The sequence below is a fragment of the Rhodococcus artemisiae genome (assembly GCF_036327795.1).
Taxonomy (GTDB): Bacteria; Actinomycetota; Actinomycetes; order Mycobacteriales; family Mycobacteriaceae; genus Rhodococcus; species Rhodococcus artemisiae.
In genome coordinates, this window is sequence record NZ_JAUTXY010000001.1 from 607972 (window position 1) to 625262 (window position 17291).

General features: G+C 64.6%; 15 protein-coding genes. 14 read left to right on the top strand and 1 reads right to left on the bottom strand.

Annotated features, from left to right (window positions below; translation table 11 throughout):
• Window positions 1-13: 13 nt before the first annotated feature.
• The 14 genes from Q7514_RS02985 to Q7514_RS03050 all read left to right on the top strand — a co-directional run bounded on the left by Q7514_RS02985 (window position 14) and on the right by Q7514_RS03050 (window position 16068).
• Window positions 14-1396: an aromatic ring-hydroxylating oxygenase subunit alpha gene (locus Q7514_RS02985; protein WP_330131752.1), complete on the top strand. Its 1383-nt coding sequence runs from the start codon at window positions 14-16 to the stop codon at window positions 1394-1396.
• A gap of 33 nt (window positions 1397-1429) precedes the next feature.
• A complete protein-coding gene (locus Q7514_RS02990; protein WP_330131753.1) occupies window positions 1430-3256 on the top strand; it encodes a flavin-containing monooxygenase in 1827 nt (608 codons plus the stop codon).
• Window positions 3253-4173 (top strand): SDR family NAD(P)-dependent oxidoreductase, encoded by a 921-nt coding sequence (locus tag Q7514_RS02995; protein ID WP_330131754.1) that lies wholly within the window; start codon window positions 3253-3255, stop codon window positions 4171-4173. Before Q7514_RS02990 ends, Q7514_RS02995 begins: the two co-directional genes overlap by 4 nt.
• Window positions 4163-5869, top strand: a complete 1707-nt coding sequence (locus Q7514_RS03000) for a thiamine pyrophosphate-binding protein (protein ID WP_330131755.1) — start codon at window positions 4163-4165, stop codon at window positions 5867-5869. The genes Q7514_RS02995 and Q7514_RS03000 overlap by 11 nt, the downstream gene beginning before the upstream one ends.
• A 79-nt stretch (window positions 5870-5948) precedes the next feature.
• Window positions 5949-7382, top strand: coding sequence for an aldehyde dehydrogenase family protein (locus Q7514_RS03005; protein ID WP_330131756.1), 1434 nt, complete (start codon window positions 5949-5951; stop codon window positions 7380-7382).
• 16 nt (window positions 7383-7398) lie between these two features.
• Entirely contained in the window at window positions 7399-7929 is a 531-nt protein-coding gene (locus Q7514_RS03010; RefSeq protein WP_330131757.1) for a nuclear transport factor 2 family protein, read from the top strand.
• Window positions 7930-7954: 25 nt separating this feature from the next.
• Window positions 7955-8890 (top strand): SDR family NAD(P)-dependent oxidoreductase, encoded by a 936-nt coding sequence (locus Q7514_RS03015; protein WP_330131758.1) that lies wholly within the window; start codon window positions 7955-7957, stop codon window positions 8888-8890.
• Window positions 8887-9456, top strand: a complete 570-nt coding sequence (locus tag Q7514_RS03020; protein WP_330131759.1) for a nuclear transport factor 2 family protein — start codon at window positions 8887-8889, stop codon at window positions 9454-9456. The genes Q7514_RS03015 and Q7514_RS03020 overlap by 4 nt, the downstream gene beginning before the upstream one ends.
• 64 nt (window positions 9457-9520) lie before the next feature.
• Window positions 9521-10354, top strand: coding sequence for a TauD/TfdA dioxygenase family protein (locus Q7514_RS03025; RefSeq protein WP_330131760.1), 834 nt, complete (start codon window positions 9521-9523; stop codon window positions 10352-10354).
• A gap of 155 nt (window positions 10355-10509) precedes the next feature.
• Window positions 10510-11106 (top strand): carboxymuconolactone decarboxylase family protein, encoded by a 597-nt coding sequence (locus Q7514_RS03030; protein WP_330131761.1) that lies wholly within the window; start codon window positions 10510-10512, stop codon window positions 11104-11106.
• A 23-nt stretch (window positions 11107-11129) separates the two neighbouring features.
• Window positions 11130-12356 (top strand): ABC transporter substrate-binding protein, encoded by a 1227-nt coding sequence (locus tag Q7514_RS03035; protein WP_330131762.1) that lies wholly within the window; start codon window positions 11130-11132, stop codon window positions 12354-12356.
• Between the two features lie 65 nt (window positions 12357-12421).
• On the top strand, window positions 12422-14434 hold the full coding sequence (locus Q7514_RS03040; RefSeq protein ID WP_330131763.1) for an ABC transporter permease: 2013 nt from the start codon (window positions 12422-12424) through the stop codon (window positions 14432-14434).
• Between the two features lie 91 nt (window positions 14435-14525).
• The gene (locus tag Q7514_RS03045; protein WP_330131764.1) at window positions 14526-15275 is read left to right on the top strand and encodes an ABC transporter ATP-binding protein; all 750 of its coding nucleotides are present in this window, start codon (window positions 14526-14528) and stop codon (window positions 15273-15275) included.
• Window positions 15268-16068 carry an ABC transporter ATP-binding protein gene (locus Q7514_RS03050; protein ID WP_330131765.1) on the top strand — a complete coding sequence of 267 codons (801 nt, stop codon included), beginning with the start codon at window positions 15268-15270 and terminating at the stop codon, window positions 16066-16068. Before Q7514_RS03045 ends, Q7514_RS03050 begins: the two co-directional genes overlap by 8 nt.
• Here the strand turns inward: Q7514_RS03050 and rlmN are convergent.
• Window positions 16065-17174 carry a 23S rRNA (adenine(2503)-C(2))-methyltransferase RlmN gene (gene rlmN / locus Q7514_RS03055; protein ID WP_330131766.1) on the bottom strand — a complete coding sequence of 370 codons (1110 nt, stop codon included), beginning with the start codon at window positions 17172-17174 and terminating at the stop codon, window positions 16065-16067. The genes Q7514_RS03050 and rlmN overlap by 4 nt on opposite strands.
• Window positions 17175-17291: the final 117 nt, after the last annotated feature.

Consider the following 17291-nt stretch of genomic DNA (forward strand, 5'->3'; position numbering starts at 1 on the left):
AGGAGGATCTCTCATGACCGACACTGTCGACAACATCCAGGAAGCCGACTCCGTAGCAACCGAACCGCTCTCCGAACCCCTGACGATCGGCGTCGAGGCGTACCTCTCGAGGGACTACGCCCGCGCCGAAGGCGACAAGCTGTGGGCCAAAGTGTGGCAGCAGGTCGGCCGTGTCGAGGAGATCCCCAAGGTCGGCGACTACCTCACGTACGAAATCATGGACGATTCGCTGATCATCACGCGAACGTCGCCCGAAACGATCCGCGCCTATCACAACGTCTGTTCACATCGAGGTCGCCGCCTCGTCGACACACCCGACGGACAGCGTCAGGCCCGTGGTTGCGTCAAGCAGTTCGTGTGCGGCTTCCACGGCTGGCGCTACGACATCGAGGGCAACAACACCTTCGCCGCGGAGGAGGCCGACTGGAAGGACCAGCTGACCGCCGACAAGATGCGACTCGAGGAGGTCCAGGTCGACACCTGGGGCGGATGGATCTGGATCAACATGGATCCGGACTGCGAGCCTCTGCGGGACTACCTCGAACCCGCCGCGTCGCTCCTCGATCCCTTCCAGCTGGAGAACATGCGCTACCGCTGGCGCAAGTGGCTCGTATTCGACTGCAATTGGAAGGTCGCCCTCGAGGCGTTCATGGAGACCTACCACGTGCCGTACACCCACCCGGAGTTCATGAACTTCGGCAAGTTCCTCGGCTGGTCGAGGGCTCAGGGCAAGCACAGCAACATCGGCTACGACGCACCCAAGGGCATGGAGGAGAACCAGGCCAAGCTCCGGATCGGCAGCGGGCCGGACGCCCGCAAGGCGACGATCGACATGCAGAACTTCACGTGGGAGAACGCGAACACCAACACCACGCGGACCCTCGTCGACGCTGCACAGCGACTCGTCGACGAACTGCCCGAAGGCACTCCTCCCGACCAGGTCCTACGCCACTGGCTCGATTCCGCTCGCCGCGACGACGCCGAGCGCGGCGTGATCTGGCCGACCGTCCCGCCCGAGATCGTCGCCAAGAGCGGTACCGCGTGGCAGATCTTCCCGAACTTCCAGATCGGCCACGCACTGAACAACATGCTCTGCTACAGCGCACGCCCGTACGGCGACGATCCCGACAAGTGCATCTTCGAAGCGGCGGTGTACGAACTCTTCCCGGCCGGCGAGGAGCCGCAGACAGAGTGGGAGTTCACCCCGCCGGACGATCCGGGCTGGCGCACGGTTCTCCCGCAGGACTTCCACAACATGTCCGCGGTGCAGAAGGGCATGAAGACCCGGGGATTCTCGGGTCCGGTCCCCAACCCGTATCGCGAACGCAGCGTCGTCAACCTTCACCACAACCTGGCCACCTACATGGGTACCGGCGCTCCTCGAGATCTCGCCTGACTCCCGACCCCCCCACTAACCGAGGACATTCACATGCAACCCTGCGCCCCATCGCAGACACCCGAGGTCGATCAGGAAGCCCTGCACCGGAAGTATCTCCTCGAGCGCGACAAGCGTCTTCGTTCCGACGGCCAGCAGCAATACCTCGAAGCCGACGAGGAATTCGAAGAGTTCTACACGGGTGATCCGCACCTGCCGGTGGAGCCACGTGAACCGATCATCGGCGAGGTCGAGGTTGTGGTCCTCGGTGGTGGTTTCAGCGGCCTGATCACTGCGCACCGGCTCCAGCAACAAGGTGTGGAGGACTACAAGATAATTGAGCTCGGCGGAGACTTCGGCGGCGTCTGGTACTGGAACCGCTATCCCGGAATCCAGATCGACTCGGATGCATACTGCTATCTGCCGCTACTGGAGGAAACCGGCTACATGCCGAAGGAGAAATTCTCCAAGGGCGACGAATGTTTCGAGCACGCCCAGCGCATCGGCAAGCACTTCGGGCTCTACGAACACGCGATCTTCCACACCCTGATCCGGTCGCTGGAGTGGGACGAAGAGATCAAGCGCTGGCGCATCAGTACCAACCGCGGCGACGAGATCCTCGCGCGCTTCGTCGTGATGTGCCAGGGCCCGTACAACCGGCCGAAGCTCCCCGGCATCCCGGGTATCAAGGACTTCAAGGGACACACTTTCCATACTGCCCGCTGGGACTTCGACTACACCGGCGGCGACCTCCACGGTGGACTCGACAAGATCGGCGACAAGCGGATCGCCATCATCGGCACCGGTTCGAGTGGAATCCAGGCGATCCCGCACCTCGCGCGCGGGGCGAAGCACCTGACCGTCTTCCAGCGGACACCGTCGTACGTCTTCGAACGCGCCAACTACCCGACCGACCCGGAATGGGTGAAGAGCCTGACGCCCGGTTGGCGGGCAGAGCGGCAGCGCAACTTCCACAACGCCGCATTCGCCTTCTACAACCCGGGCGAGCCCGACCTCATCTGCGACGGTTGGACCGAGGTCGCGCGCAACCTTGCCGCGAAACTCAACGAGACGAACGGCTGGGCTGCCCTTGCCGATCCGAAGAAGTTCCTCGAACTCAAGGAGATCGAGGACTACAAGGCGATGGAACGGCTCCGTCAGCGGGTCGAGGCGATCGTCGAAGACCCGGAAACCGCGGAGAAGTTGAAGCCGTACTACCGCAACATGTGCAAGCGCCCGGTCTTCAACGACGAGTTTCTGCCCACCTTCAACCGTGACAACGTCACCCTCATCGATGTGTCCGAAACGAAGGGTGTCGAACGCATCACGGAGAAGGGGATCATCGCGGACGGTGTCGAGCACGAGTTCGACTGCATCGTCTTCGCCAGCGGATTCGAGATCACCACTGCCCTCGAGCGTCAGTTCGATATCGCGCCGTTCACCGGCCGCGAGGGAACCTCGCTCTACGACCACTGGGGCAAGGGATTCCGTACCCTGCACGGAATCATGGCGCACGGATTCCCGAACCACTTCGCGACCGGCTTCGTTCAGGGCGGTGTCACGGCGGCCACCACACTGATGTTCGAGCAGCAGGCCGACCACATCGCGTACATCATCAAAGAGGCGCAGTCCCGCGGGGTCACGCACGTCGAGCCGACCTCGGAAGCCGAAGAGGGCTGGGTCCAGACAGTCCGCCAGTACTCGGTCGACAACAGCACGTTCACGACGGAATGCACGCCCGGCTACTACAACAGTGAGGGCGAGCCGAACGGACGGTCGTTCCTCGGCGATCCGTTCTGGGGCGGATTCTACGAGCTCACCGAGCTGCTCGAAAACTGGCGCAGCACCGGCGATCTGGAAGGTCTGGTGTTCGAGAAGTGACACTCCGATTCGATGATCGTGTCGCCGCCATCACCGGTGCCGGACGAGGGCTGGGACGCGACTACGCACTGTTGCTCGCGTCGCTCGGAGCGAAGGTCGTCGTCAACGACCCCGGCGCCGCGATCAACGGAGCAAACGTCGACTCGGGGCCGGCCGAGGACGTTGTCCAGGAGATCCGGGCCACCGGCGGTGAGGCGGTTGCGTGTGTCGAGTCCGTCGCGACCGCCGAGGGTGGCCGGGCGATCGTCCAGGCCGCACTCGACAGCTACGGCCGCATCGACATCCTCATCCACAATGCGGGCAACAATCGCTACGCGTCGTTGTCGGAGATGTCGTACGAGGATTTCGACGCGGTACTCGACGTCCACCTGCGAGGCGCGTTCCACGTTGTCCGCCCGGCATTTCCGCTGATGTGTGATGCCGGGTACGGCCGGATCGTGCTGACCTCGTCGATCGGGGGTATCTACGGCAACGCGAACGTCGCCAATTACGCGGCATCGAAGGCCGGGATGATCGGACTCTCCAACGTCGCCGCGATCGAAGGGGCGGATCACGGGGTCCGCTCCAACGTGATCGTTCCCGCGGCGCTGACCAGGCTGGCCGAGGGACTCGACACCTCTGCCTACCCGCCCATGGGACCGGAGCTTGCGGCACCGGTGGTCGGATGGCTTGCTCACGAATCATGCTCGGTCACAGGCGAAATGTTCGCTGCTATCGCCGGCCGCGTCGCGAGGGTCTACATCGCCGAGACTCCGGGCGTGTATCGCCCGACCTGGTCGATCGACGAGGTCGCCGACAACGTCGAAGCCATCCGCGATACGAGCGACCCGTGGATTCTGCCCGCAGTATCGGGCCACGTCGACCACATCACGAAAAGCTTTGCGATAGCCATGGAGGGCACTACACATGTCGGTTAAGGTCTACGAACGAATTCTGGATCTCTTCGAAGCCGAAGGAATCAACACCCTGTTCGGCATTCCGGATCCGAACTTCGTTCATCTGTTCCGCCTCGCGGAGGAACGCGGCTGGAATGTGGTGGCTCCCCATCACGAGGAGTCCGCCGGGTTCATGGCGGAGGCCGTCTCGCGCATGACCGGCAAGGCCGCGGTGTGCATCGGTACGCTCGGCCCCGGTCTTGCGAATCTGTCCGGCGCCATCATGTGCGCCAAGGTCGAGAACTCGCCGGTGATCTTCCTCGGTGGTCAGCGCGCCCGCATCACCGAGCAGCGTGTTCGGCGTGGCCGGATCCAGTTCGTGCAGCAGATGGCTCTGGTCGAGAACTCCGTGAAGTACCACGCGAGCATCGAGTACCCCGAGCAGACCGACGAGATCATCCGTGAGGGTCTGCGCAAAGCACTCTCGGGTACCCCCGGGCCGGTCTACATCGAGTACCCCCAGAACGTCATCCTCGAAGAGATCGACGCTCCGCCGGTTCTCCCGCCCGAGAAGTACCGCCTCGTGGGCCAGACCGCCGGAGCCGATCTGGTCGCCAAGGCGGCCGAATTGATCGGGGCCGCAAAACAACCTGTTCTCCTCGTCGGCCACGGCGTGCACACCTCCAGGGCCGGTGCGTCCGTCAAGGAACTCGCCGACCTCATGGCATGCCCGGTGATCCAGACCTCCGGCGGCACGTCCTTCATCGAGGGCCTCGAGGACCGCACGTTCCCGTACGGTTTCTCGGCAGCATCCATCGACGCCGTCGTGAACTCCGACCTGTGTCTCGCCATCGGCACCGAACTCGGCGAGCCCGTCCATTTCGGACGTGGTCGGCACTGGGTCGCGAACGAAGCAAACCGCAACTGGATCCTCATCGAGCAGGATCCGACGTCCATCGGCGTCAACCGCCCGATCGATGTTCCGTTGGTCGGCGATCTGCGAGCGATCGTCCCGCAGCTCGTCGATGCACTGAAGGATTCCCCGCGCACCTCCACCCCCGAACTCGAGGGCTGGATCAAGCAGGAGGCCGAACAGCTCGCCGAACTTGCCGAAACCGCACCGTCCGGGATGTCCCCCGTGCATCCGGCTCGCCTCATCGTCGAGGCCACGAAGGCGTTCCCCGCCGACGGCATCATGGTCCGCGACGGTGGCGCCACCACGATCTTCGGCTGGACGTACTCGCAGGCCAAGCCGCACGACGTGATGTGGAACCAGAACTTCGGCCACCTCGGAACCGGTCTCCCCTACGCTGTCGGCGCCGGTGTCGCTGCCGAGGGTAAGCGCCCGATGATGCTGATCACCGGCGACTCGTCGTTCCAGTTCCACATCGCCGAACTGGAGACGGCCGCGCGAGTAGGTCTTCCCCTCGTCTGTGTCGTCGGTGTCGACTACGCCTGGGGTCTCGAAGTCGGCGTCTACAAGCGCACCTTCGGTCACGACTCGCTCGAGACAGGCGTCCACTGGAGCAAGGAAACCCGCCTCGACAAGGTCGCGGAAGGCTTCGGATGTTACGGCGAGTACGTCGAACGCGACGAAGACATCGCACCTGCCATCAAACGGGCCTACGCCAGCGGTAGGCCGGGCGTCATCCACGTCGCTGTGGATCCCAAGGCGAACTCGGAGGAAATGCCGAGCTACGACGAATTCCGCACCTGGTACGCCGAAGGCCAACAGTGACACAGCACGCCGAAGGCCAACAGTGACATTCGCTCAGCAGTGAACTTCGTACAGGATCACACGAGAGAACCGGGTAGCCATGCGTGAATATCTGAAGTTCTACATCGATGGACAGTGGACCGATCCGGCCCAGTCCGACACCTTCGAGGTCATCAATCCGGCGACCGAGGAGGTCGCCGGTACGGTGTCGCTCGGATCGTCGGCAGACGTCGACAAGGCCGTTGCCGCCGCGCGACGCGCCTTCCCCGCCTGGTCGGCCACCAGCCGCGAGGAGCGACTCGCACTGCTCGAGAAGATCCTCGACGTGTACCAGCGTCGGATGGCCGACATCGCTGCCGCACTGACCGAGGAAATGGGTGCACCCGCCGCACTGGCGAGCGGCTTCCAGGTGAACCTCGGCCTCGGGCATCTCACCACAGCGATCGAGGTGCTCCGGAACTTCGTCTTCGAAGAGCAGCGCGGCGGCAGCCTCCTCGTCAGAGAACCTATCGGGGTGTGCGGCCTGATCACACCGTGGAACTGGCCCATCAGCCTCATCTCGGTGAAGGTGTTCCCCGCCCTTGCCACCGGCTGCACGATGGTGCTCAAGCCGTCGGAGCAGTCGCCCTTCAACGGCCAGATCTTCGCCGAGATTCTCGACGAGGCCGGCGTTCCCGCGGGTGTCTTCAACCTCGTTCAGGGCGACGGTCCCGGGGTCGGGCGCGCTCTCTCCGGGCACCTCGATGTCGACATGGTGTCGTTCACCGGGTCGACGCGCGCGGGCATCGACGTCGCGGCCAATGCCGCCGCCGGCGTCAAGCGAGTGACGCAGGAGCTCGGCGGGAAGGGCCCGAACATCATTCTCGACGACGCCGACCTCGCCGAGAATGTCGGTAAGGGTGTCGCAACGATGATGATGAACTCGGGCCAAACCTGCAGTGCACCTTCGCGAATGCTGGTCCCCGGGGAGCGCATGGAGGAAGCCATCGCTGCAGCACGCGAGGCGGTATCGCACGTGACCGTGGGCGACCCGACCGGCGATGCCGCGATCGGTCCCGTCGTGTCGAAGGCCCAGTTCGAGAAGGTTCGAGGTCTCATCCAGAGGGGCATCGACGAGGGGGCGAACCTCGTGGCCGGTGGTGTCGGGCGGCCCGAGGGCCTGACCACCGGCTACTTCGTGCAGCCCACCGTCTTCGCCGATGTCAAGAACGACATGACGATCGCACGCGAGGAGATCTTCGGCCCTGTCCTCACGATTCTGGGTTACGACAGCATCGACCACGCGATCGAGATTGCGAACGACACCGACTACGGACTGGCCGGATTCGTAGCGGGCGCGGATCTCGAGCTGGCCCGCAACGTGGCACGACGGATCCGCGCTGGAAACATTGCGATCAATGACGCGTTCGACTTCGGGGCACCGTTCGGGGGCTACAAGAAGAGCGGAAACGGGCGTGAGTGGGGCGAATTCGGTTTCGACGACTACCTCGAGATCAAGGGCATTCTCGGTTACTCGCCCGAGGGCGGCAGCTGACATGGGTGCCTCCGACGTGAGTGTTCTCCTCGCGCATCACGAGGTCCGAGCGTGCATCGTGCGCCTCGCGCGCGGGGAGGACCGCCGAGACGGCAGGGTGGTCAGTTCTTCGTTCTGGCCCGACGCCATCGTGGATTTCGGGATCTTCGCCGGCTCGTTCGACGACTACCTCGCATGGGTCGTTCCGGGATCCCCCGCCGTTCTGGTCACCCAGCATCTGCTGGGGCAGACACACATCGAACTGGACGGCAACACCGCCCTGGCCGAAACCCATGTCACCGCGTACCACCGCGTCGACATAGGAACCGAAGAGCGCGACACGGTGCTCGGCGGGCGCTACCTCGACCGCCTCGAGGAGCGTGACGGGCAGTGGCGAATCGCGGAGCGCACCATGCTCTACGACTGGTCCCGCGACGAGGGGGTGTCCGTGGATTGGTCGCAGGGCCTCATGGGCACCCCGTTCAGCGGTGACCACTTCACAGGCAAGGCCACCGGTGATCACAGCGAGATCTTCTTCGGCACCGGCCCCTTCGCGATACAGAAGTAACTCACAACACAGTCAGGAGTCGGGAATGGGTGCGCTGTCGAGCAGGGTCGCCGTTGTCACGGGTGCCAGCCGCGGGATCGGTAAGGGCATCGCCCTTGCGCTCGCGGAGCACGGCGCCACGGTCTACGTCACCGGACGCACGGTAGCACCCGGCTCCCACCCACTTCCGGGCACCGTCGGCGACACCGCCGCGGAGTGTGATCGCCGCGGAGGCACCGGTGTTGCGGTCCAGGTCGATCACGCGAACGATGAGCAGGTGGCCGCGCTCTTCGAGCGCGTCGAACGCGAGCAGGGCCGCCTCGACATCCTGGTCAACAATGCATTCTCCCTCCCCGACGACCTGACCGATCCCGAACCGTTCTGGGAGAAGCCGCTGTCGAATTGGGAGATGGTGGATGTCGGTGTGCGGTCGAACTTCGTGGCGGCACGGCACGCCGCCACGATCATGGCGCCAAAGAAGTCGGGGCTCATCGTGGCCGTCTCCGGGTACACCGGCGTGGCGTACACCTACGGTGTTCTCTTCGGGATGGCCAAGTCGGCGGTGGATCGGATGGCGCGCGACATGGCCGTCGAGTTGCAGCCGTACGACGTGGCATCCGTGTCGATCTGGCAGGGCCTGACCTTCACGGAGCGCGCCGAGCGGAACTTGGCGGCCATCCCCGGGCTGGCGGAGGGTTCTGCCACCCGCCCGGAGAACGGCTGCTCACCGGAGTTCGCCGGCCGCGTCATAGCCGCTCTCGCACAGGATCCCGCAATCATGAGCCGCTCGGGCGGCACCTTCATCACCGCGGAACTGGCGGAGGAGTACGGCGTCACAGATATCGACGGCCGCGAGATCCCTTCACTTCGATCGACCCGCGGCGAACCGATCTGGTCCCCGATCGCGGGAGCAGATAGTTCAGGGCTCGGTGTCGGCCCAACCCCCTCCCCTTCCTCCTCACTGCAACGGAGCACATCATGAGCACGCCGGTGGCATCTCTCTCGTCCGACAGGATCGCCAAGCTCGACGCCCTTCTGGATCGCCAGGAGATCCTCGATGCGCTGACCCGCTTCAGCCGGGCAATGGACCGATTCGATCGAGATCTGTTCCTCTCCGCCTTCCACAACGACGCGACGATCGCCGCAGGCAGTTTCGTCGGTGGGCCTGTCGACCTCTACGACTGGTCCACCGCGATGCACGCGCAGGGGCAGAAAGCCACCCACCACAATCTGCTGAACCACACCTGCGACCTCGACGGCGATACTGCCCATACCGAAACGTATTACCTGTTCGCAGCCCGGAACGTCGACGACAGCAACTGGATTGCCGGCGGACGCTACATCGACCGTCTGGAACGTCGCGACGGCGAATGGCGGATCGCACTACGCACCAACGTGATCGAGTGGTCGGGAATGGTTCCGTCAATGGACATTCCCTTCGCGGACGTCCCCGATGTCTACGCCAACGGCACTCCGGCCCGCGATACGAGCGACCCCTCCTACACGCGCCCGCTGGCGAACGTCCGGCAGCCGAGCATTCCGCGCTGACGGCGCGGGCCGCACCCCACCGCACAACAGTCTCTCAAGGTTGAACAACAGCGAGGAACGACCGATGGACACCCTCAACATCAGAAAGCTCAGCGACAAGGTCGGAGCGGAGATTCTCGACGTCGATGTCGACCGGCTGCTCCACGACGACGAACTCCCGGCTGCGTGCCTGGAAGCCTTGGAAGAATACGGCGTGTTGCTGTTCCGCGAACTCGGCGCCGACGACGAAGCCCAGGTGACATTCGGTCGAAAGCTGGGTACGCTGAGGAAATTTCCCGCGGTTCCTCCCGCCACGGAAGAAATCATGGAGATCAGTTTCGATCCTGACAACGGAAATGCGGAGTACCTGGCGGCCAACATCTTCTGGCACATCGACGGCCTGACCGACGATGTCGCATCGAAGGCATCGATGCTCAGCGCCCGAATCATTCCCGACGAGGGCGGCGAGACCGAATTCGCCAGTACCTACGCGGCATACGACGATCTGTCCGACGAGGAGAAGGAACGATTCGCCGATCTCCACGCGATCTACACGTTCGAGGCGATCCAGCGTCGGTCCTATCCGAATCCGACACAGGCACAGCTCGACGAGTGGGCATCCCGGACCCCTCGGGAGCACCCCCTGGTCTGGGAACATGATTCGGGACGTCGCTCGCTGGTGATCGGGGCGTTCGCGTCCCATATCGTCGGAATGGACTTCGATGAGGGCCGGGCCCTGTTGGAGGATCTCGAGCAGCGGGCGACCACACCGGATCGGGTGTACCAGCACACCTGGTCTGTCGGCGATCTGGTGATCTGGGACAACCACGGCCTGCTCCACCGGGCCTGCGCGTTCGACCACAACAAGCGGCGCGTGATGAATCGTTCGACCGTCGCCGGACGCGAACCGATCAAATGAGCGATCGCACTGCGATCATGATCGTCGCTACATGCGGGTTCCCAGCGTGCGACGATGCCTGCTACATCACCGGGCAGACGATCGGCGTCAACGGCGGACGCAACACCTGATCTGCCCGCCGCCCTCCGCGCGAATCGAAAGGACACCTCCGCACAATGTCCCGGATACCCCCTCTTCCCGAGAACGACTGGACCGAAGAGATCGCAACGTACATCAACGGTTTCCGATCGGCCGTCGCGAGCACCCCGGACGAAGACAACAGGCAGCCGGGGACGAACCTGCTCGGAACCCTGGCGCAGCATCCTTCGCTGGCGATGGCGTTCCTGAGTTTCAACCGGCACCTGCTGGCACACTCCACCCTGTCGGTCCGGCACCGCGAACTTCTCGTTCTTCGTATTGCCTACCTCCGCCGAGCGGAATACGAATGGGCCCAACACGTCATCCTCGCGGAGCGAGCGGGCATCACCGCCGGCGAGATCGCCCGCATCGAAGAAGGACCCGACACGGACGGCTGGTCGCCGATCGAGCGGGCGCTGCTGACCGCAACCGACGAGCTGATCGGAGACGGCGCGATCGGCGACGATACGTGGGCTGTGCTCGCGGGCGAGTTCGACCGTCAGCAGCTGATGGATGTCGTGTTCACCGTGGGCTGCTACTCGATGCTCGCGACCGCGCTGCGATCGTTCGGGGTCCTGCCCGAACCCGGTCTCGTTCCGTATCTTCCCAACCATCCTGTCTCCTCCCGCGACTGATTCGAGAAAGTGGGACGTACAACGTGAAGAAGCGACATATCGGTGCCATCGCGGCGGTTGCTGCACTTGCCCTGTCGGCATGCAGCTCCGACGGCGGGGACAACAGTGCCGGAGCCACTCCCAGCGGTGAGCCGATCGTCATCGGCGCGTTGGCACCGATCAAGGGCGCGTCCGCGTATCCGCAGACAGCGTACGGTCTCGAAGCCGGCGTGCATTACGTCAACGAGGTGCTCGGTGGTATCGACGGGCGTCCCCTCGAGGTCGATGTGTGCGGCGGCGACGGCAGCCCCGAAACCGCGATCAGTTGCGCCAACGGCTTCGTCTCGAAGGGTCTGCCGCTCGTGATCGACGCGGTCGACCAGAGCATGGGTGCGGCGGTGCCGATTCTGGCGTCTGCGGGGATCCCCATCGTCGGTACGCTCGCGGGATCGTTCGTCGCGGATTCGGCCGAATACGGGCAAGCGTTCTACTTTACCGGGCCGGTGTCGTTCGCTGCGCTCTCGAGCATGTCGGTGCTCGACACCATGGGGAAGACAAAGGCCTCGCTCGCCGTCAACGAGTCGCCCACTTCCCACGCGTACGTCGACGACCTGATCATGCCGATCGCCGACAAGATGGGAATCGACGTCGCCGTCCAGTACCCACCGGCTTCGGGCGCCAACTTGAATGTCGTGGCAGCGACGCAGCTTTCCGACGACCCGGATATGGCCGGCGTCATCGCCCTCCCCGAGGACGGCTGCACCGGCCTGTTCCAGGCGCTGCGCCGGCAGGGTTACGACGACACGATCCTGGCCGGATCATGCTCACAGTTCATCGACGATATGGGAGCCGATGCCGCAGGCATAGTCACCCAGCCCCGACTGTGGGTACCTCTCGCCAAGGATTCCGCGCCCGCCGAGGTCCAGGAACAGTTGGACACCTTCGCAGATTCCATGGATGCCGTCGGATACGGCGACGAACTCTCGTCCCGGTCCATCTACACATTCGCGGCCCTGGTCAACATCGCGGAGATCCTGTCCGGGTCGGAGGAGATCACCACGACGACGGTCACAGACACGTTCAAGGGACTGAGGGACTTCCCGACCTTCGCCGGCCCGTCCGTGACCTGCGACGGGCAGCAGTGGCCCGGTGTGGCTACCACGTGCAACGCGCAGGCGATCTTCTTCGAAGTGCAGGAGGACGGAACGCTGCGGTCGGTGGAGGAAGCCGGATACATCGATCTCGATCCTTCGCTGATGCCGACCTCCTGATGGCACCACCGTGCGCGAGGAGGCCATTCGACCTCGTTGACGACATACACGCAACGGAGTAGCGCATGAGCACGTATCTGCAGTTCATCGTTCTGGGGTTCGGCCTCGCCGCGGTGTACATAGGCCTCGCCAACGGATTGCTCCTCGTCTATCGCTCGACGGGGATCATCAACTTCGCGCAAGGTGCGACCGCCATGTGGGGCGCGTACGTCTACGCGCAGTTGCTCATCGACGGCACCCTGGTCCTGCCGATCGGCAGTATCGAGTTCGACGAGGCGCCGTCGATACCTGTTGCCTTGGCGATCGGCCTCGTGATGGCGGTCCTGCTCGGGGTCGTGACCCACTACCTGGTGTTCAGGCCGGTGCGTCGTGCACCGGCCCTGGCCCAGGTGGTGGTGTCCGTCGCGCTGATGCTCACCGTGCAAGCGTTGGTGGTCATCAGGTTCGGGCCGAACAACATCCCGATCGAATCGATGATCCCGTCCGGGTCGATCTCGCTGTTCGGCACCTCGGTGTCGTCGGCGGAGGTCGTGATGGTCGCGATCATGGCCGTGTTCTCGGTGCTGGTGTGGGCCTACTTCCGCTTCACCACAGCCGGCGCAGCAACTCGTGCAGCAGCCGAGAACGAGCGGGGGGCCACGCTTCTCGGGTTTTCACCGGATCGGCTCGCAGCGATCGCGATGGTCATGGCCTCGGTGGTCAGCACGGTCGGTGTCCTGCTCGGGGCATCCCTGACGGGCCTCAATCCGCTGAACTATTCCCTGCTCGTCGTTCCGGCGCTCGCGGTGCTCCTGGTCGCGCGGATGGAGTCCGTTGCGACGATCGTGATCGCGTCGCTGGTGCTCGGGGCATTCCAGTCGGTGCTCAACCTGCTCACCGGCGAGAGTTGGTGGCCCACGTGGGCACAGTCCGGCGTCGATCAGGTCGTGCCGTTCTTCGTCGTCATCGTCGTGCTGTTCGTGTTCGGTGGACGGTTGCCGTCGCGTGGGTCACTGCAGACCATCAAACTGCCGGACGTTGTGGTGCCTCGCTTCCGTCCGATCCCCGCCGCACTCGTGATCGTGGTGACCGGTACGCTCCTCGCGGTGTCTTCCGGCACCTATCGATTCGGCCTGACGTACTCCATCATCCTGATGCTGCTGGCGCTGTCGTATGTGGTCATCACCGGCTACCTCGGTCAGATCTCTCTGGCACAGGCGGCGTTCGCCGGTGCGGCGGGGTTCACCCTCTCGAAGGTGACGACGAACTGGAGCATGCCGTTCCCGATCGCGCTCGTCTTCTGCTCGCTCGTGGCCGCCCTGCTCGGCATGCTGGTGGCGTTGCCCGCCTTCCGGATTCGTGGCGCGCAGCTGGCCATCGTCACCATCGCTGCAGCACTGGCGATCGAGCGGTTCATCTTCAACAACTACAGTCTCACGCCGCCGTCGGGGAATCCCATCGCGAATCCCACGCTGTTCGGCCTGAACCTCGGTGTGCGCGAGGGCAGCGATATCGCACGGCTGTCGTTCTCGTTCACGGTCCTTGTCGTCGCGGCGATCATGGTGTGGGCGTTCATCCGGATCGCCTCTGGCGACACCGGGCGCGCCTTCCTCGCAGTGCGGGCGAACGAGCGGGCCGCCGCGGCCGCGGGAATCGACGTGCGGTTGACCAAGCTCATCGGGTTCGGGCTGTCCGCGTTCATCGCCGGTGTCGCGGGCTGTCTCATCGGATACAGCGCCGGCCAGCTCTCGGCCGAGTCGTTCACCGTGTTCGTCGGGCTGCAGGTGCTGGCAGTCGCGTATCTCGGCGGCATCACCTCGTTCAGTGGTGCGGCGATCGCAGGCATCATCGGTCCGCTGGGAATCGTCTATGTGCTGGTGCACAACATCTTCGACCTGGGCGACTACTACGCTCTGATCTCCGGGATCGCGCTGATCATCACTGCGATCATGAATCCGATCGGAATCGCCGGTGAGGCCGGCAGACTCGGCGCGCTGCTACGTGCCAGACTGCGCGGCCCAGCGGCCGCGCCGGATTCTCCGGTTTCCGAAACCGGCGACGAGGTCGATCACGGGAAGGTGGCGGTGGCAGATGCCTGATTCCAGGGAAACTGATCGCACGGAAAACCATGCCACACAATCTGATTCTCCGCGGCCTGATTCCGGATCGCCCGATGAGGTACGGGGTGGCTTGTCGGCGCAGGACATCACCGTGCGCTACGGCGGTGTCGTGGCGAACGAGAATGTGTCGCTCGAGGTTCATCCCGGTGAGATCGTCGGCCTGATCGGACCGAACGGTGCCGGTAAGACGACGTTCGTGGACGCCGTCACCGGATTCATCGACTACGAGGGAACGATCAGCGTCGACAGCACTCCGATGAACGGCCTCCCACCGCATCAGCGTCGCCGCACCGGTCTCTCACGCACGTGGCAGTCGGGTGAGCTCTTCCCGAACCTGAGCGTGAACCAGAATGTCATCGCGGCAATGCGGCCGGGCGGTCTCGCGACGCTGTGGCGCGACCTGATCGGGCGTCGGCGCGGTGGCAGCAACGAGGCCGTGGACGCAACGCTGCGAGCGGTCGGGCTCGGCGATGTCGGAGACACTCTCGCACGGGATCTCACGCTCGGGCAGCAGAAGCTCGTCGGTGTCGCGCGCGCACTCGTGGGTTATTGTCGTGTCCTTCTGCTGGACGAGCCCGCTGCGGGCCTGGACAGTCAGGAGAGTGTCGAGTTCGCCGAACGCATTCGGGCAGTCGTGCGGAACGGGCCCGGTGCACTGCTGATCGACCACGACATGTCGCTCGTACTGGGTGTGTGTGATCGCATCTACGTCCTCGAGTTCGGCAAGGTCATCTTCTCGGGAACTCCGGACGAGGCCAGAAAGGATCCCGCCGTGATCGCTGCATATCTGGGCGCACCGATGGAGACCGCCCATGGCTGATGCTGCTTCCACGAACACAGGCCCGGCCTCCACGAACACTGCTCCTGTCCTCACTGCAGAGGCCCTGACCGCCGGCTACCACGGCGTCGTCGCGGTCACCGACGTGAACCTCTCGGTCTCGGCCGGTGAAGTCCTCTCGATCCTGGGGCCCAACGGCGCAGGAAAGACCACCACCCTGTTGTCACTCGCCGGTGTACTCCCCACGATGAGTGGACGGGTGACGATCCTGGGCGAGCCGGTCGACAGCAGGCGGCCCTACCGAATGGCGCGCAGAGGCATGCGCTTCGTCCCCGACGACCGAGGGCTCTTCCCGTCCATGACGGTGGGTGAGCATCTCCGGCTGGCCCGCCGACGACCCGACAAACACCGCGAGCACTCGGTGTTGGAGCGGTTTCCGGCCCTGGCGAAACTCCGGTCCCGAACGGTGGGGCTGCTCTCCGGCGGGGAACAGCAGATGCTTGCGATCGCAGTGGCCCTACTGGCCGAACCGCGGTTGCTCATGGTCGACGAGATGAGCCTCGGGTTGGCGCCGATGATCGTCGAGCAGATGCTCCCTGCCATCCGCGACCTGGCACGCGCCGAAGGAATCGCCGTCGTGCTCGTCGAACAGCATGTGGGTCTCGCGCTGGCGGTGTCCGACCGGGCGATGGTTCTCAACCACGGCCGGGTCGTGCTCGAAGGACAAGCCGGTGCACTCCTCCGCGAACGTGATCGGGTCGAATCCGCGTACTTCGGCGCCGGTGAGTTCGCTGACGAGGAACACGGTGACGCAGACCGTCCGAGCGTGGTCTAGGCTTCCGCGGCGAGCTGACCGCAGGCCGCAGCGATCTCCTGTCCGCGGGTGTCGCGGACGGTGCAGGAGACACCCTGCGCGATGACCCGGCGGACGAATTCGCGCTCGACAGGTTTGGGGCTGGCGTCCCATTCACTGCCGGGAGTGGGGTTGAGTGGGATCAGGTTGACGTGCACGAGCGGGCCGAGCGCTTTGCGCAGTTTCTTGCCCAGTAGATCGGCGCGCCACGGCTGATCGTTCACGTCCCGGATCAGCGCGTATTCGATCGAGACCCGGCGGCCGGTCTTGTCGGCGTAGTACCGGGCGGCGTCGAGAACCTCGGCGATGGACCATCGGTTGTTGACCGGCACGAGGGTGTCGCGGAGTTCGTCGTCTGGGGTGTGCAAGGAGACGGCGAGGGTGACGTGCAGGCCTTCGTCGGCGAGCTTGCGGATAGCTGGCGCGAGCCCCACGGTCGAGACAGTGACCGAGCGCTGCGACAGTCCGAAGCCTTCGGGTGCGGGCGAGGTGATCCGGCGAACAGCCGCGACGACCCGCTTGTAGTTGGCCAGCGGTTCCCCCATGCCCATGAACACGATGTTCGAGAGTCGGCCCGGGCCACCTGCGACGTCGCCGTCGCGCAGTGCCGCGGCGGCCGCCCGAACCTGATCGACGATCTCTGCGGTGGTCAGGTTCCGGTCGAGGCCACCCTGCCCGGTCGCGCAGAACGGGCAGGCCATTCCGCACCCGGCCTGACTCGAGATGCACAGCGTCGCGCGGTCCGGGTATCGCATGAGCACGCTCTCGAGGAGCGTTCCGTCGCCCGCGCGCCACAGCGTCTTGCGGGTCTCCCCGCCGTCGCAGGCGATGTGCTTGACCGGGGTCAGCAAGGACGGGAACAGTGCCGCACCGATCTTCTCGCGCACCGCTGCGGGAAGATCGGTCATCTTCTCCGGGTCGGCTTCCAGCCGGCCGTAGTACTGCCGGGCGATCTGGTCGGCGCGGAAGGCCGGTAGACCCAGTTCCTTCATTGCCTCGCGGCGCTGCTCGGCATCGAGATCAGCGAGGTGCCGCGGGGGCATACCGCGCTTCGGAGCGTCGAAAACCAGGGGCAGTGAGGAAGCCATAATGATCCATTCTCCCATGCTTTGCGGCCTGGCTGTCCGGTCTGCACTGTGATGCTCACCCCCAACTGGCGCCGAGATCCGCGGTCCGTGCAATTCACACGTCGGAGAGGGGAAGAT